Below are 14,462 nucleotides of genomic sequence, written 5' to 3'. Positions count from 1 at the left end.
CTGCGTCCATAATTGCGAGTCGGCGCTGGGACTATACCACCTGGTCGCGGGCGGAAACCTGCGTTCGCAGAGGCGTGCGCGGCGGCAGGTAGGTGCGGACGGCGCGGAGCATGGGGCGTTCGATGGCGAGATGGACGGCAAGACCGCAGAGCTGAGAGCCGGAGACGGCGAGGATGAGGAAGGCGGCGGTTGCCCATGGCGAGGTTTGTGATGCGAGCATGAGGGTCGCGAGCGGGCCGAGGAGAAAGCCGTGGAAAAGGTAGGTGCTGTAGGAGGCATCGCCGAGCGCGAGGACGGGGGCGCCGACGCGGCCGGGTCGCAGCCAGGCGGCGGCCAGCACGAGGGCGGGGGCGAGGAATGGAATGGTTGCGCTGTCGATGAGCATTGCCGCCACGGCCGGTAGGCCGAGCAGCGTGGCTGTTCGAGCGGTCAGGGCGGGGAGCGGGCGTTTGGCGGCCAACGCGTGGAGTGCGAGGCCGGCGAGGAAATAGAGGAGCATGGGGCTGGTGAGGAGGGTCGCAAGGGCGTTGTCGGGCGCGGCGGCGAGCGCCCCGAACGTGGCGCTGGCGACGAGGAACGCGGCGATGGCTGCAAGACCGAGGCGGGCCGGCAGCAGAAGCGAGACGGCGAAGACGAGATAGAAATACATCTCGAAATTGAGCGTCCAGCCCACGCCGAGCACCGGGCGCAACGCCTGGTCGGCGTCGAAATAGGGCACGAAAAGCACGCTGCGCAGGAGGTCGAGGGGCGCGACGGCTTCCCCGCCCGCGGCGAGGCGGGCGGCATAGATGAGGGTCGCCAGCCAATAGAGCGGAGCGATGCGGAGAAGACGGCGGGCGATAAAGCGGCGCGCCGCCCCGCGGCCGCGCGGGTGGCTGGCGGTGCGCGCCATGATGAAGCCGCTGATGACGAAGAACAGGGCCACGCCGGCCGAGCCGGAACGGTAGGCAAAGGGCTCGACCCAAAGCGGCAGGTGGCCGGCGGCAGTGAACTTGAGCAGGCAATGGTCGAGGACAACGAGCAGGGCCGCCAGGGCGCGGAGGGCCTGGATGCCTTCGAGGCGCGAGGGCGCCTCACGCATCGGAGGACTCCCGGGCAAAGGACAGGTAACGCTCGCCGATGGGTCCCCAGGCGAGGGCAGTCGCGAAATGATCGCGGGCCGAGCTCGCGGCATCGCGCCAGGCCTCGGGCGGCTGGTCGTAGAAGGCCGAGATGGCGCTCGCTATGGCCCGGGCGTCCGGATCGGCGGGGATGGGCTGGCAGGCAAGGCCTTCGGCCATGAGCTCGCCAATGCCGCCAGCGGCGGTTGCGATGACTGGGCGGGCCGCAAGGGCGGCGAGGACTGCGACCCCGCTCTGGGAGGCGAAGTCGCGATAAGCGAGCACCAGGGCATCGCTGCGCGCGATGAGTTCGGGAAGGGCATCGTCCGGCACGAAGCCGGGACGAAGGTCGAACCCGCTCGTGTCCTCGGCGATGAGTGCCAGGCAGCGCTGCCAATAGGGGCCGTCGAGCGGCTCCCCGGCGATGGTGAGGGTGACGTCGCGACCTGCCTGCCGACAGCGGACAACGGCGCCGATCACTTCGAGCAGCGACTTGTTCGGACGGATGGAGCCGAAGGCGAGGAGGCGGCCGGACCCGGGGATGGGGGTGGCAGCGCGCGTGGCAAAGGCGCCGTGCGGGATGACGCGGAGCTTGGCCTTTGGAGCCGCGAAGCGGGCAATCAGCGCGTCGCGGGTGGTGGCGGTGAGACAGACGAGATCGGTGGCCAGGCGGTAGCTTGCGGCGAGGGCGGCGCGTTCGAGCGCGCGCAGAGGCGCGGGGAGTCGCCAGAGGTGCGGCTCGGCATCGTGGACGATGAGGACGACACTCGCCCCTGACAGGCGGAGGAGCGCGAAGAGCGGCAGCGAGAACAGCAGCGGCTCGGGGATGGAGAAGAGGAATGTGCGGGTGTGCCGGCGCTGGGCCAGCGTCGCGAGGGTTCCCGTCACGATCCGGCGCAGCGAGGCGAGGCCGCGGGTCATCCGGCCGCCCTCCCCCACGCGTTCGCGCGAAATGACGATGCGGGTGAGGTTGGGGTGACGCGGCTCGCGATCCTCGGGAAGCGACAGGGGCGCGATGTAGGCGATGGTGCCACCTGCCCCGGCGATGGCCTGCGCCAGCGCCTGGTTGAACCAGGCCGCGCCGGACCGCCACGTCTTGGTGCTCAGGCAGATTTCGGGCATTTCCGCCCCCTTGGCATGCTCGCGCGCTCAGGGGACAACCGATCGACCCGGGCCACAATTGGCATAAATCACAAGAGCCAGAGGCAATGGCAGCGCGCTAGGCTTTGCCGGAATTGACGGCTTGGGGGCCATCTTGGAGACGGCGGTCATCGTACTGAACTGGAACGGCTGGGCCGACACCGAACGGTGCCTGCACAGCCTGCTCCGGCTTGATGCCGACGACTATTCCATCATCGTCTGCGACAACGCTTCGAGCGACGGCTCGCCGGAGAGGTTACGGCGCTGGATCGCGCGGTCGCTGCCATCGCTCAATGCGCAACGCCAGGGTTGCGGCCGGCAGCCGATCGAGGTGACGCTGCTCGAGACCGGTGGAAACCTCGGCTATGCCGGAGGCAACAATGTGGGACTGCGCCACGCGCTGACGCGCGGCTTCGCGCATTTCTGGATCCTCAACAACGATTGCGAGCCGGCGCCGGACGCGCTCGACTGGTTGCGTCGGAGGGTGGCCGAAGACGGCCGGATCGGCCTTTGCGGGGCAACGCTCGTCTACGCGGATGGCAATGGACGGGTGCAGACGCGGGGCGGAGGCAGGTTCAGCCGGCTCAAGGGTCGCGGCAGCGCCATCGGGGGCATGGGCCGGGTCGACGCGCGCGTCGAACGCGCGGCCATCGAACGCGAAATGGGCTATGTCAGCGGCGCCTCGGTGCTGGTGACCCGGGCGTTCCTCCAAGCCGTCGGGCCGATGAGCGAGGACTATTTCCTCTATTGGGAAGAACTGGACTGGTGGGTTCGCGCCCGCGGGCGGTTCCGGCTCGGCTACGCGCCGCAGGCGATCGTGCGCCATCGGGTCGGCGCGTCGATCGGGACCAGCGACCACGGCGAGGGGTCGGCGCTCTCGACCTACTACCTGACGCGCAACCGGGTGAAGTTCTGCTGGCGACATTCGCGGGTGTCGCTGCCCTTCGTCTATGCCGATCTGGGCCGCAGGGTCGCCGCGAATGTCGTGCGCGGGCGGTGGGAGCGGGCGACGCTTCTGCTTCGCGCAATCGCGGGGTTGCCGTTCGTGACGTGAGGACCAATGCCAGGAGGGGGGCGATGGCATGCGACCTTGAGGAACTGCGCAGGCTGCTCGATCGGGTGACGATCGTTGCATCGGCAACCGAGGAAACGGCGCTGATCGAAGCGCTGCTGTCGAGGGATCGGCCCACGGTCGTATCGTTCGTCAACCAGAACGCGCTCAACCTGGCGCGGGACGATCTTGGGTTCCGCAGCGACCTGTGTGGCGCCGACCTGCTGCTGCGCGACGGCGTGGGTATCGAGGTGGCGTTGCGGCTCATCGGGACCGATCCAGGCCGAAACGCCAATGGCACCGATTTCATTCCGCGACTTCTGGCCGGCGCCGCCGGTCGACGGGCCGCGCTTTTCGGAACGTGCGAGCCCTGGCTCGATCTCGCCACCAAGCGGGCTTCGGCATTGGGCTGCGCGGTCGCGGCAAGCGCCGACGGGTTTGAGGACGAGGCAGTCTACGAGGAAATCTTCCAGCGGGTGCGGCCCGGGATCGTGGTGCTGGGCATGGGCATGCCGCGCCAGGAGCGCGTGGCTGCGCAGCTCTCGCGGCTGGCCGACTGGCCGTGCCTCATCATCAATGGCGGCGCGGTGCTCGACTTCTGGGCCGGGCGGTTCCGGCGGGCACCGCGCTGGCTGCAATCGGCGCGGCTCGAGTGGATGTTTCGACTGGCGCAGGAGCCCCGACGGTTGGCGCCGCGCTACGTCGGGGGCGGCGGGCATTTCGCGCTCACGGTCGCACGGCTGCGCTGGGAGGCACGACCATGAACGCGCCGCGGGCCATCGTCATCGTCTCGCCGGGCGGCCGGTCGCGCGGGGGCGGCATCGGCTCGGTGACGCGGGCCATCGAAGCCTGGCTGGCCGAGCACGCTCCCGGTACGCGCGTCCTGGTGGTCGATCCCTGGGGCGCAAGGGCCAGGTGGCTCTGGCCGGCGCGGCTGGTCGTGGCGGGGTTGGCGCTGATCTGGCTGCGGGCGAGTACGGGCGCGGAAATCCTCCATCTCCATGTCTCGGAGGGCGGCAGTTTCCTGCGCAAGGGGCTCTTGCTGCGGCTGGGACGGTTGCTGGGAATGCGGGTAGTGCTGCATCACCACGGCGCGCGGATAGAACCCTTCGTTCGCGGCAGCGAAGGGCCGATCCGGGCCTTCGTCGCGCAGACGGTGCGGCTGGCGGACCTCAACCTGGTGCTCGGCGAGCGGACGCGAAGGTTGCTGATGGAGGAACTTGCGGTGCCCGCAGACAAGGTCGCCGTACTCCGCAACGCCTGCGCCGACCGAGGTCTCGCGCGGCGGGATGCGCGTAGCGGGATGCGCCTTCTGGTGCCGGCCGCGCTTTCGCAGCGCAAGGGAACGGAAGTCGTGCTGGCGGCAATTGCCCTGCTCGCCGAGCGGGGCATGGCGGCCAGCGCGACACTGGCCGGCGAAGGACCGCAGGATGTCTACCGGCATCTCGCCGGGGAGCTTGGCATCGGGGCGCAGGTGCATTTTGCCGGCTGGCTCGCGCCCGAACGACTGCTCGAGCTGCATCGCAGGAGCGACGCGCTGGTGCTGGCTTCACGGCAGGAGGGCATGCCCATGGCCATCATCGAGGCATTGGCGGCAGGGCTGCCGGTGATCGCCACCCCTGTGGGCATCATCCCCGAGACGCTGCGCGACGGCGAGAGCGCCCTGCTGGTGCCGCCGGGAGAGCCGGTGGCGCTGGCGGATGCCATGGAGCGCCTGGCGCGCGACCCGGCGCTCGCGCTGCGGCTTGCGCGCGGCGGCCGCCAGCTCTACGAGCGGACTTACGATATCGACCGATATATGCGGCGGCTACTGGCGCTATACGGCCAGCTCGTCGCCGGCGTCGAGCGGACGGCCGAAGGCTTGCCGGCCGGCGAGGCACGAGGCGACCACCAGATTGGCGAGCAATGAGCCGCTGCCGCTCCAGAGCGTGGGGGAGAGGATGCCGAATAGCGCTGCGGTGAGTGCCGCCAGCGACACCGCCATCGCGTCGGGTCCGCGCACGGGGATGCCGAAAATGCTGCGATAGGCGAGGAGCAGAAACGCGATCAGCCCCCAGGCACCGAAGGCCGCCCAGATGCCGAAGGCGCCCAGATCCTCCCAATAGACATAGGGCCGGCCGACAAAGGCCTCGAAGGCCGCCCGATCGGGCGGCAGGCCGATGCCGGTCACGGGATTATCGGCAAGATAGGGCTGGAAAAGCGCATAGGCGCCGGCCCTCACCGCCCCCGAGGGATCGAAGACGAAGAAGCCGAACGGGTTCCAACCGGGCAGCGCCGCGCCGGACAGCACCACCGCCAGCAACAGGGTGAACACGAAGGCCAGCGCCCAACGCACGGTGCCGCTGAGGAGGCCCAGCAGGTAGAATGCCCCGACCATCGCGGCAAGCACCGAAAAGGTGCGCGACTGCGCCTCGACCAGCGCCAGAAGCACCAGCGCCAGAAGCGCAAGCCAGCGCCAATCGACCGGATGCGACCTGAGCCGGACGAGGCAGGCGAAAACGGCGAGCGCGGCGTAGCCATTGGCCAGGACGAGGCGCGGGCCGCGGTTATCCCCGGCGAGGACCTGTGTGCCCAGGCCGCCGAGTTCGACCAGGCGATCGGAAAAGAGAGCGTAGGCGACGCAATAGGCCAGCGCGAGCGCGACGAGGATGCGCAGGACCAGCGACAGGTGGTGGCGGGCATTGAAGAAGACGATGAAGCCGGCGAGCACGGTATAGGAAAGCCCGGCATTCCAGTTCACCGGCACCTGGGCCAGATGCGAGAAGACCACGAGTTGGACCGCGACGAGCCCGAGTGCGGCGATGGCGAGGCCCGCGGCGAGCCAGCGACCGCGCCAGGCGGCCAAGGTGATGGCGCAGGCGATGGCAAACGCCATGGCCAGGAGCGCCAGGCGATCGAGGCCAGGCAGGATGGCATTGGCAAGGGTCGAGAAGAACAGCAGGTGGGCGAGCGCGTAAAGGATAGCGAGCGTCATCTCGAGCATGGGCGCCACATGTCGCAGGCGCGTGATAGCGCCGCCCTCGCCCTGCGTTGCCTCCTGCGCCATGAGCCGGCCCCCAATCCCTGCCCGACCATGCCAAAGCGCGGCGGCGGCGTCACGCTTTTTGAGTGATTCAGTCCACTTATCCCCGCGAGGCGGGGCAGCCTTACCCTTGGGTCTTCACGTTTGGAGACGCGAGATGACCGACCAGCATTATTCCCAAGGAGGCGACCAGCGATGACAGCCATCGGCCTGGGCCTGAGCCCCTCAAAGACCAGCCTTTTCCGCCCGCGGGTCATGCTTCGCGTGCCGGCGGGTCGCGTGGCGCTGACCGACCGCGACGGCCGCTACCTCACCGACCGGGATGGCGCCGTGCTGCTGGGAGAAATGCGATGATCCTTACGCGACCGCTCGAGGACACGTTACGCTACAAGGCCGACCGGATGCTGCGGCAGGCCGTCCGGGGCGGCAGCCTGGTGGACATGGCTTCCCCGCCAACGATCACGCTCAGTGCGGGGAACGTGGCCACCACGCTTTCCGGCACCACGCAGCAGATCCTGACGCCGAGCACGACATTCACAGACGGGGTCCTGCGCTCGGCGGTCGGCGTGAGCAGCGTGGGATGGAGCTACTTCACCAATGCCGCGCAGGATCTCTATTTTCCGGCTGCCGTGGAGGGCGCCAGCGGGGCCAGGCGCGGCAGCATGATCGCCTATGTATTCGCCACCGATGCACCGGCTATCGAACTGCTGGTACTGGCCTCGGCAAGCAACAGCAACGAATACCGGCTTTGGATCAACGACAAGCCGGTGACGGCTGCGGTGCAGACGATCACGGCGGATTCGACGTACCGGCGGCTCAAGATCGACAACGGGTCGACCCCGATCGGCAAGATCATGTTCGAGACCGGGTTCTATGTCAGCTTCTGCGGCGTGGCGGTGGGCGCCAACCACTCGGTTTGGCCGGTACGCACGGATGGGCCTCGGCTGATGGTCGTGGGCGACAGCGTGACGGTGGGCACCGGGGCGACCAAGCTCGGAGGCGGGTTCGCCCATCAGGTCGGGCAACGGTTGGGCATTGCCGATACCTGGGTGAACGGGGAGAGCGGCATCGGCTATCGCAGGACCGGCCAGCAGAGCGGCAAGACCCCGTTGCAGAAGCTAGGCGCGGATGTCGCGGCCTATGCGCCGGACTGGGTGGTGGTGGCGCTGGGTATCAACGATGCCGACCAGGTGGCGGCGGACGTGCAAGCGGATGCGACGGCCTATCTTGCAGCCCTGCTTGAAGCCCTGCCCTTCGCAGGGGTAACGGTGATGGGCCCCTGGACGGGACCGGCGCTGGTGACGCCGGACCCGATCTTCGCGGCTATCGCCGCGGCGGTCGCTGCACAGGGCGAGGCGATCGACTCCGGTCGTATCCGCTATATCGATACCAAGGCGGGCAACTGGCAATGGGGCACCGGGCGCACGGGGGCGACGTCAGGAACCGGCAATTCCAACATCTACATCTCGTCGGACGGGATCCATCCGACGCAAGCGGGCCACGACTACCTGGCCATGCGGACAGCGCAGGCGGTTACGCGGCACCTGCTCGATGTGACAGCCTGAGCCAGAAGCCGCGACCAAGCGCAGTGCAGTAGACCAGCGCCGTAACCAGCGTTGCCGCCACCGCGACCCAGGGGGCGGCAACGATACCCCAGCCGGGGAGCAGCGCAAGCATACCGGTGCAGAGCGTGGCCACACCCAGCGACTGGCCGAGGAGACGCACCTTGACCGCACGCCTGGCGACGAGCGCGATGCCGAGCGCGCCCAGCGAGAAGCGCAGGAAGACGAAGGCGGCGAAACCCGTCCAGACGGACATGGGAACGGCGAATGCGTGGCCGAAGATGATCGGCGCGAGGGCGGGGAACACCAGAACGATGACCAGCGCGGACAAGGCGCCCAGCAGCGGAAATTCGATGAGCATGCGGGCTTCGAGCGCGCGCGCCTCCCGGTCGCGGACGTGGTGCCGGGCCGAGAGGACGGGCGTGTAAACGCCTGCCAGCACCTGGGACGGGAGCATGGCGTAGGAGGAGGCGCGGGCGGCGACCTGGTAGATGCCCGTAGCGTGCAGACCCAGCGTAAAGCTGACCAGCACCACGTCGATCTGCCCCGAAAGGGCCGTGAGGATGGTATCCGCCGCCAGTCCGGCGGCTTCGCGCAGAGGTCCGATCACGGGGCCGGAGAGGCAGTTGCCGAGCTGGACGACCCTTGAAAGGGTGAAGAAAGCCAGTGCCGATTGCATGAGGCGCGACAGGAGAATGGCGGTGGCGAAGCCGATGAACGGCGCGTGCAGGAAGAACGCGAGCGCAAGGAAGGCGGCAAAGATCGCGGCGCCGGCGAGAACGATCCTGAGTTCGGTCCGGAAGTGGCCGAGGGCGCGCAGGCCGACAAGCGCCAGCTCGCCATAGGAGAGAACGATGACCGAGAGGTAGAGGAAGATGCAGGCCGTCAGCGCGTTAGCGTCGGGCTGCCAGTGCAGGAGGAAAACGAGCACAACGACGGTGGCCGGCAGCGCAAGCGCGGTCTTGACGCGAAAGCAGTCGGCCAGGATCTCCCTTGCCCGTTCGGGCCTGGCACCGACATCGCGCAGCAGCTTGATGGAAAAGCCGAAGTCGGTGAGCAGGGCAATGATGGATGCGCCGGCCAGGATCGTGGCGACGAGACCGTAGTCGGCGGGACCGAGGGCTCGGGCCAGGACGAAGAGGCCGACGAACCCGGCGCCGGCCCGCGCCAGCAGCGAAATGGCGAGAAGCGCCTTATGCCGGGTCATGGGGGCGGCTCCGGCGCTGGGCCACCGGCAGGACCGCAAGCAGTCGGGTCAGCTCGGACCGGTAGGCGTCGAGTCGACGCGCGGCGACCGCCCTGCCCGCCGCCACCTGGCCGGCGCGCTCGGCGCGGTGACGATAAGCCTCGAGGGTTCGGCCGACCGCAGAGGCGAGATCGTCCGATTGAGCGTCGACATAGCAATCGTAGCCGAGACTGGCGAAAAGGCCGTTGACCTTGCGGCTATAGGCGACGGGTACGACCGGAACGCCAGACGAGAACGCCGCGATGGCCGCGTGCATGCGGGCGGTGACGACGAAGTCGACGCCGGAAAGGAAGCTCTTGGCATCCTGCGACGTGGCAAAGAGCGGAGCAATCCGAGCCTGCGGGTAGCGGCGCGAGAGTTCGCCGAGCAGAGGCACGTCGGTGTCGGCGCCGCTCGCGCCGTTGACGTGGGCGAAAAGATAGAGGTCGGCGTCGGACGTGGGGGTGAAGGCGTCGAGAACCGCGCAGGTGAAGGCGCGATAGTCGAGCCGGGTAGCGACGGAGCGGTTCCAGAGGAGGCCCGAAACATTGACGGCGACGCGGGGACGCCGGCCCCGCTCGGCCTGCCGGTAGGGCAAGGCAAAGGCCGTGTCGGTGAACTCGGCGGGCGAGGCGACACCGAGGGAGGCGGCGTAGTCGCGCGAAAGGCCATCGCGCACGTGAACGCCGTGCGACCGGCGCAGGAGCGAAGCGGCGATGGCGCGGTGATGGGGAGCAGTAAACGGGCCGATGGTTTGGGGCGAGAGAACCAGGGGCACGCCGGCGGCGAGAACGGCAAACTTGGTTGCTGCCTGATAGGCAAAGCGGCGCGCGCCATAAAGATCGGTGAAGCTATCGCCCTCGCCGATGTCGAAGACGATGTCGCAGCGCCTGATGGCCTCCAGGAAGCGGGACCTGCCCAGCGCCAGCTCGCGAATGCTGGGATGGGGGCCGGCGGTAACATCGGCGGGCATTGGTGCATTGCCGGACGCAGCGGAACCAAGGGTAACGAAAGTGGGCCGCAGGCCGAGGGAGGCAGCCGCCTCCCCGATGAGGGCCGCATTGGCGCGGGCCAGGGCATCGACGCCCAGGTTGGGATGACCGAACGCATGCCAGAGCAATCCGACATGCAGGGGCCGCATCAGGCCGTCCGCCCCGCAATGACGGCTTCGAGCGTCTCAAGAACGCCGATGCGCCAATCGGGAAGATCGACACCCAGCGCGGCACGCAGCTTGGCCGTAGACAGGCGCGAGTTGAGCGGGCGGCGGGCGGGGGTGGGAAAGGCAGAGGTCGGCACGGGAAGAACGCGATCGGGCGTGGCCTTCACGGCAACACCCCGCTGCATGGCGTTCTCGATGACGAAGCGGGCATAGCCGTTCCACGTGGTCTCCCCTGATGAGACGAGGTGATAGATGCCGCTGGCCAGAGGGCGCCCCTCCATGGCGGCGGCCATGACCCGGACGGAAATGTCGGCGATGAGCGCGGCGCTGGTCGGCGCGCCGACCTGATCGTCGATGACCCGCAATTCGTCGCGCTCGCTCGCCAGCGAGAGCATCTTGGCGATGAAATTGTTGCCGCCGGGCGCGTGGACCCAGCTCGTGCGGAAAATGAGATGAGGAGCGCCGCTCGCGGCGACGGCGACCTCCCCTTCCCGCTTGGTGCGGCCATAAACGCTCAGTGGCGCGGTCGCATCGGTCTCCGAATGGGCCGTGGACCCGGCGCCGTCGAAAACGTAGTCGGTGGAATAGTGGATGAGGGTCGCGCGGTGCGCGGCGGCGGCAGCGGCGATCTCGGCAGGCGCCAGGGCGTTGATGCGCTCGGCGAGGTCCGGCTCGGACTCGGCCTTGTCGACGGCGGTGTGGGCGGCGGCATTGACGATGACGTCGGGCCGTTCGGCGGCAACGACCTGGGCAAGCGCGCCGGGGCGGGTGAAATCGGCCCGGCTGCGGCCGGCCGCGACGACCTCGCCCCCCAGAACGGGAAGCGCTGCCTGCAAGGCTCGCCCCACCTGCCCGTCAGGCCCGAAAAGAAGCACCTTCATGCCAATCACCACCTAGAGACCGCCAGGGGAGAATGCAGCAAGGCGGCGCGGGGCTCAACTTGGCATAAATGACATGAGGGCGTTGAGCTTGCTGACGAGCTCATGCTCGGTGAAGGGCTTGAAGACCACCGGAGCGTCGCGGAACGCTTCGTCTATGCTCCCCGCTTCAAGGCCGGTCAGGAACAGGAAGGGCGTGCCCCTGTCGCGCAGGGCCGCGGCGATGGGCCAGACGTAGCGCGTGGCGAGCATGACATCGAGGATGGCGCCATCGAACCGCCCGCTCCCTACCGCCTCCTCGGCTTCCGCGTAGGTATAGGCCGACTGTACGAATTCGTAGCCGTGCTCTCCGAGCAACTCGGCGATGCCAGCCGCAATCAACGGCTCGTCTTCCACCAGCAGCAAGGCCCTGGTGTTGCGCGCCGGGACGTCCAGGTTACTCAACGCCGCCTCCGAGTAAGAGCCTGTCCCCTCGCCACTCAAGCGGAAAGCCGGAGGGTTTTCAACAGGTTTTCCACAAGGGCGCCGTCAGGCGACCGGTTCGTGATCGAGCGTCAGGTCGAGACTGGTGCGCACAAGGGAGGACTCGGGGGGCTCATGATCGGGCTTGAAGCCGAACCGGGTGGCGAGGTGCAGCATGCCGGAATTTTCGCGCAGGATAAGGCCATCGAGCCGCTTGATGCCCTCCACCCGCGCGTAGGCGATGAGGCGCCCGAGCAGGATCTTGCCCAACCCCAGGCCCTTGAGGTCGCTGCGCACGATGATGCCGAATTCGGCGCGCTCGTGATCGGGGTCGGCCGAGTAGCGCACGACCGCCGCCATTGCCCCGCCCGGCTCCTCCAGCGCGACGAAGGCGATCTCGCGATCGTAGTCGAGCTGGGTGAAGTTGATCAGCATGTCGTGGGGGATCTGGTGGGTGGGCATGAGGAAGCGCAGGCGCATGTCCTCCGGGTCCATCCGCTCGGTGAAGGCGGGGTAGAGATCGATATCGACCGGCCGCATCGGCCGGATGAGGAAGGAACGCTCCCCGACCTTGGCACGCATTTCCCAGCCGGAGGGATAGGGACGGATGGCGAGGCACTTGCTCGGGCCCTTTTCGTCGATGCGCGCCGGATCGATCTCGACCCGCGCATCGAGGGCAATGACCCCGTCATTGTCGGCGAGCAGCGGGTTGATGTCGGCACCCACCACGCAGGGAAAATCGATGGCCAGTTGCGAGAGGCCGATCAGGGCCTGCTCGATGGCCAAGCGGTTGGCGGGGAGCACGTCGCGGTAGCCGGCGAGCAGCCGGCTGATGCGCGTCTGGTCGATGAGGTCGCCGGCCAGCACTTCGTCGAGCGGCACGAGGCCGATGGCGGTATCCTTGAGCACTTCCACCGCCACCCCGCCCGCCCCGAAGAGCACGGTCGGACCGAAGATGGGATCGACATTGAGGCCGATGATCAGTTCCTCGGCCCCGGGGCGGCGGATCATCGGCTGGACTGAAAAGCCATCGATCTGATGCTGGGTGCCGAGCTTCTCGAGCCGGGCGCGGATGGCGCGGGCGGCGGCCCCGGCGTCGGCGGCCGAGCGGATATCGAGGACGACGCCACCGACATCTGACTTGTGGGAGATGGCGCGCGACAGCAGCTTCACCACCACGGCGCGGTGATCGACGAGGAGCCTGGCGGCGGCAGCCTCGACTTCGGCAGGATCGCCGGCCACGGCGATTTCGGGCACCGGGATGCCATAGCCGCCGACGACGGCCTTGGCCTCGGTCTCGGTCAGCAGCGAGCGCCCCTCGTCGGCCACGGTGCGCAGGATGCGGGCGACGGCCAGGCGGTCGATGCGAAACTGCACGGTGTTGGCGGGAACGCGCTCGACCAGCTGCCGCAGGGCCGACCAGCGCGTGAGGAGAGCGACCGCCTCGGCGGCCGCTTCGGGTGTATCGACACTGGCGATGCCGGAGGCCTGCAGCAATGCCCGGGCAGGCTCGGCGGTGGCCTTGCCCAGCCAGCAGGCGAGCACGGGCTTGCCATTGACCAGACCATCCTCGACCAGGGCTGCCACCGCCGTGGCGGCGCCGCTCGAAGACGAGAGCCCGGTGGGGCAGTTCATGACCAGCAGCGCATCGACGCCGGAATCCCTGGCGACGACCGAGACCGCCGAGGCGTAGCGCTCGGGCGGCGCATCGCCGATGATGTCCACCGGGTTGGCGTGAGACCAGGTCGGCGGCAGCACGGCGTCGAGCGCGGCGCGCGTTTCGGGCTGGTGCTCGGCCAGTTCGCAATCGCGATCGATAAGGTGATCGACGGCCAGCACGCCCGCCCCGCCGCCATTGGTGACGATGGCAGTGCGGCCACGGCGAAGCGGGTGGAAGCGCGCAGTGATCTCGGCGGCGGAGAACAGGTCCTCGAGGTCGTTGACGCGGATGATACCGGCCCGGCGCAGGGCAGCCTCGACCACGCGGTCGGAACCGGAGAGCGCGCCAGTATGGGTGCGGGCAGCGGCCGCCGCCTGGGCGTGGCGTCCCGGCTTGACGGCGATGACCGGCTTGAGCCGCGCCGCCGCACGCGCGGCGGACATGAACTTGCGCGGCGCGGGGATGGATTCGAGATAGAGAAGGATGGCGGCAGTACGGGCGTCTTCGGCGAGGAGATTGAGGCAATCGGCAGCGTCGACATCGGACATGTCGCCGAGAGAGAAGATCTGGGAGAAGCCGATATTTTCAGCCACGGCCCAATCGATGATCGACGAGACCATGGCGCCCGACTGCGAGATGAGGCCGAGCCGGCCGGGTTCGGGCGAGATGTGGACGAAACTGGCATTGAGCCGCACCTGCGGCGCCAGCAAGCCGATGGTATTGGGGCCGATGATGCGGACCATGCGCGGGCGCGCGGCATCGAGCAGCTTCTGGCGCAGCCCGTCCTGATCGAAGCCGGCGGCCAGAACGACGGCTACAGGAACGCCGCACTCACCCAGTTCGGCGACGATACCGGGAACCGTGGCGGCGGGCGTGGCGATCACTGCGAGGTCGGGCGGCTTTGGCAGGTCGGCGACGCGCGCGTAGCAACGCTGGCCGGCGATCTCCTGGTATTTCGGATTGACCGGATAGACATCACCCGAGAAGCCGCCCGCGAGCGCGTTTTCGATGACCACCCGGCCCACCGAACCTTCGCGAATGGAGGCGCCGATCACGGCCACGGATGCAGGCCGCAAGGTTCCGGCGAGATTGCGGATCGTCATGGATCGTCCTCGTCGAAGGCTCAGTTGTTGAATCGACGCTAAGCCCGATCCGGGCGAGACGCCAGAGGGTCATGAAAAAGGGCGCCGCGTGGGCGCCCTC

13 protein-coding genes are annotated in these 14,462 nt (G+C 68.4%); 5 read left to right on the top strand and 8 right to left on the bottom strand.

Going from position 1 to position 14,462, the window contains the following annotated elements; translation table 11 throughout:
• Nucleotides 1–31: 31 nt before the first annotated feature.
• Together FNA67_RS05760 and FNA67_RS05755 are read right to left on the bottom strand one after the other, a co-directional pair.
• Nucleotides 32–1,081 (bottom strand): acyltransferase family protein, encoded by a 1,050-nt coding sequence (locus tag FNA67_RS05760; RefSeq protein ID WP_170267223.1) that lies wholly within the window; start codon nt 1,079–1,081, stop codon nt 32–34.
• Nucleotides 1,074–2,222, bottom strand: a complete 1,149-nt coding sequence (locus tag FNA67_RS05755) for a glycosyltransferase family 4 protein (RefSeq protein ID WP_147655364.1) — start codon at nt 2,220–2,222, stop codon at nt 1,074–1,076. Before FNA67_RS05755 ends, FNA67_RS05760 begins: the two co-directional genes overlap by 8 nt.
• Nucleotides 2,223–2,343: 121 nt before the next feature.
• Between FNA67_RS05755 and FNA67_RS05750 the strand changes: the two genes are divergently transcribed.
• Genes FNA67_RS05750 through FNA67_RS05740 form a run of 3 tightly spaced genes read left to right on the top strand, consistent with a single transcriptional unit; the run spans nt 2,344 to nt 5,200 of the window.
• Nucleotides 2,344–3,294: a glycosyltransferase family 2 protein gene (locus tag FNA67_RS05750; protein ID WP_170267222.1), complete on the top strand. Its 951-nt coding sequence runs from the start codon at nt 2,344–2,346 to the stop codon at nt 3,292–3,294.
• Between the two features lie 23 nt (nt 3,295–3,317).
• Nucleotides 3,318–4,055, top strand: coding sequence for a WecB/TagA/CpsF family glycosyltransferase (locus FNA67_RS05745; RefSeq protein ID WP_147655362.1), 738 nt, complete (start codon nt 3,318–3,320; stop codon nt 4,053–4,055).
• Nucleotides 4,052–5,200, top strand: coding sequence for a glycosyltransferase family 4 protein (locus tag FNA67_RS05740; protein WP_147655361.1), 1,149 nt, complete (start codon nt 4,052–4,054; stop codon nt 5,198–5,200). The genes FNA67_RS05745 and FNA67_RS05740 overlap by 4 nt, the downstream gene beginning before the upstream one ends.
• Here the strand turns inward: FNA67_RS05740 and FNA67_RS05735 are convergent.
• Nucleotides 5,108–6,337 carry a hypothetical protein gene (locus FNA67_RS05735; RefSeq protein WP_147655360.1) on the bottom strand — a complete coding sequence of 410 codons (1,230 nt, stop codon included), beginning with the start codon at nt 6,335–6,337 and terminating at the stop codon, nt 5,108–5,110. The two genes, FNA67_RS05740 and FNA67_RS05735, sit on opposite strands and share 93 nt — an antisense overlap.
• A gap of 171 nt (nt 6,338–6,508) precedes the next feature.
• On the opposite strand from FNA67_RS05735, the gene FNA67_RS21850 reads away from it, so the two are divergent.
• Nucleotides 6,509–6,667, top strand: a complete 159-nt coding sequence (locus FNA67_RS21850) for a hypothetical protein (protein WP_170267221.1) — start codon at nt 6,509–6,511, stop codon at nt 6,665–6,667.
• Nucleotides 6,664–7,878, top strand: coding sequence for an SGNH/GDSL hydrolase family protein (locus FNA67_RS05730; RefSeq protein WP_147655359.1), 1,215 nt, complete (start codon nt 6,664–6,666; stop codon nt 7,876–7,878). Before FNA67_RS21850 ends, FNA67_RS05730 begins: the two co-directional genes overlap by 4 nt.
• Here the strand turns inward: FNA67_RS05730 and FNA67_RS05725 are convergent.
• The 5 genes from FNA67_RS05725 to FNA67_RS05705 all read right to left on the bottom strand — a co-directional run bounded on the left by FNA67_RS05725 (nt 7,847) and on the right by FNA67_RS05705 (nt 14,362).
• Complete coding sequence (locus FNA67_RS05725; protein ID WP_147655358.1) at nt 7,847–9,082, bottom strand: lipopolysaccharide biosynthesis protein; 1,236 nt, start codon at nt 9,080–9,082, stop codon at nt 7,847–7,849. The genes FNA67_RS05730 and FNA67_RS05725 overlap by 32 nt on opposite strands.
• Nucleotides 9,069–10,241, bottom strand: coding sequence for a polysaccharide pyruvyl transferase family protein (locus tag FNA67_RS05720; protein ID WP_147655357.1), 1,173 nt, complete (start codon nt 10,239–10,241; stop codon nt 9,069–9,071). The genes FNA67_RS05725 and FNA67_RS05720 overlap by 14 nt, the downstream gene beginning before the upstream one ends.
• Nucleotides 10,241–11,140, bottom strand: a complete 900-nt coding sequence (rfbD, locus tag FNA67_RS05715; protein WP_147655356.1) for a dTDP-4-dehydrorhamnose reductase — start codon at nt 11,138–11,140, stop codon at nt 10,241–10,243. Before rfbD ends, FNA67_RS05720 begins: the two co-directional genes overlap by 1 nt.
• 54 nt (nt 11,141–11,194) lie before the next feature.
• Nucleotides 11,195–11,581, bottom strand: a complete 387-nt coding sequence (locus FNA67_RS05710; RefSeq protein WP_049704297.1) for a response regulator — start codon at nt 11,579–11,581, stop codon at nt 11,195–11,197.
• 84 nt (nt 11,582–11,665) lie between these two features.
• The gene (locus tag FNA67_RS05705; protein ID WP_147655355.1) at nt 11,666–14,362 is read right to left on the bottom strand and encodes a bifunctional acetate--CoA ligase family protein/GNAT family N-acetyltransferase; all 2,697 of its coding nucleotides are present in this window, start codon (nt 14,360–14,362) and stop codon (nt 11,666–11,668) included.
• Between the last annotated feature and the right edge of the window lie 100 nt (nt 14,363–14,462).

It is taken from the genome of Youhaiella tibetensis (assembly GCF_008000755.1).
Classification (GTDB): domain Bacteria; phylum Pseudomonadota; class Alphaproteobacteria; order Rhizobiales; family Devosiaceae; genus Paradevosia; species Paradevosia tibetensis.
This window is presented reverse-complemented; position numbering and strand designations above follow the sequence as displayed.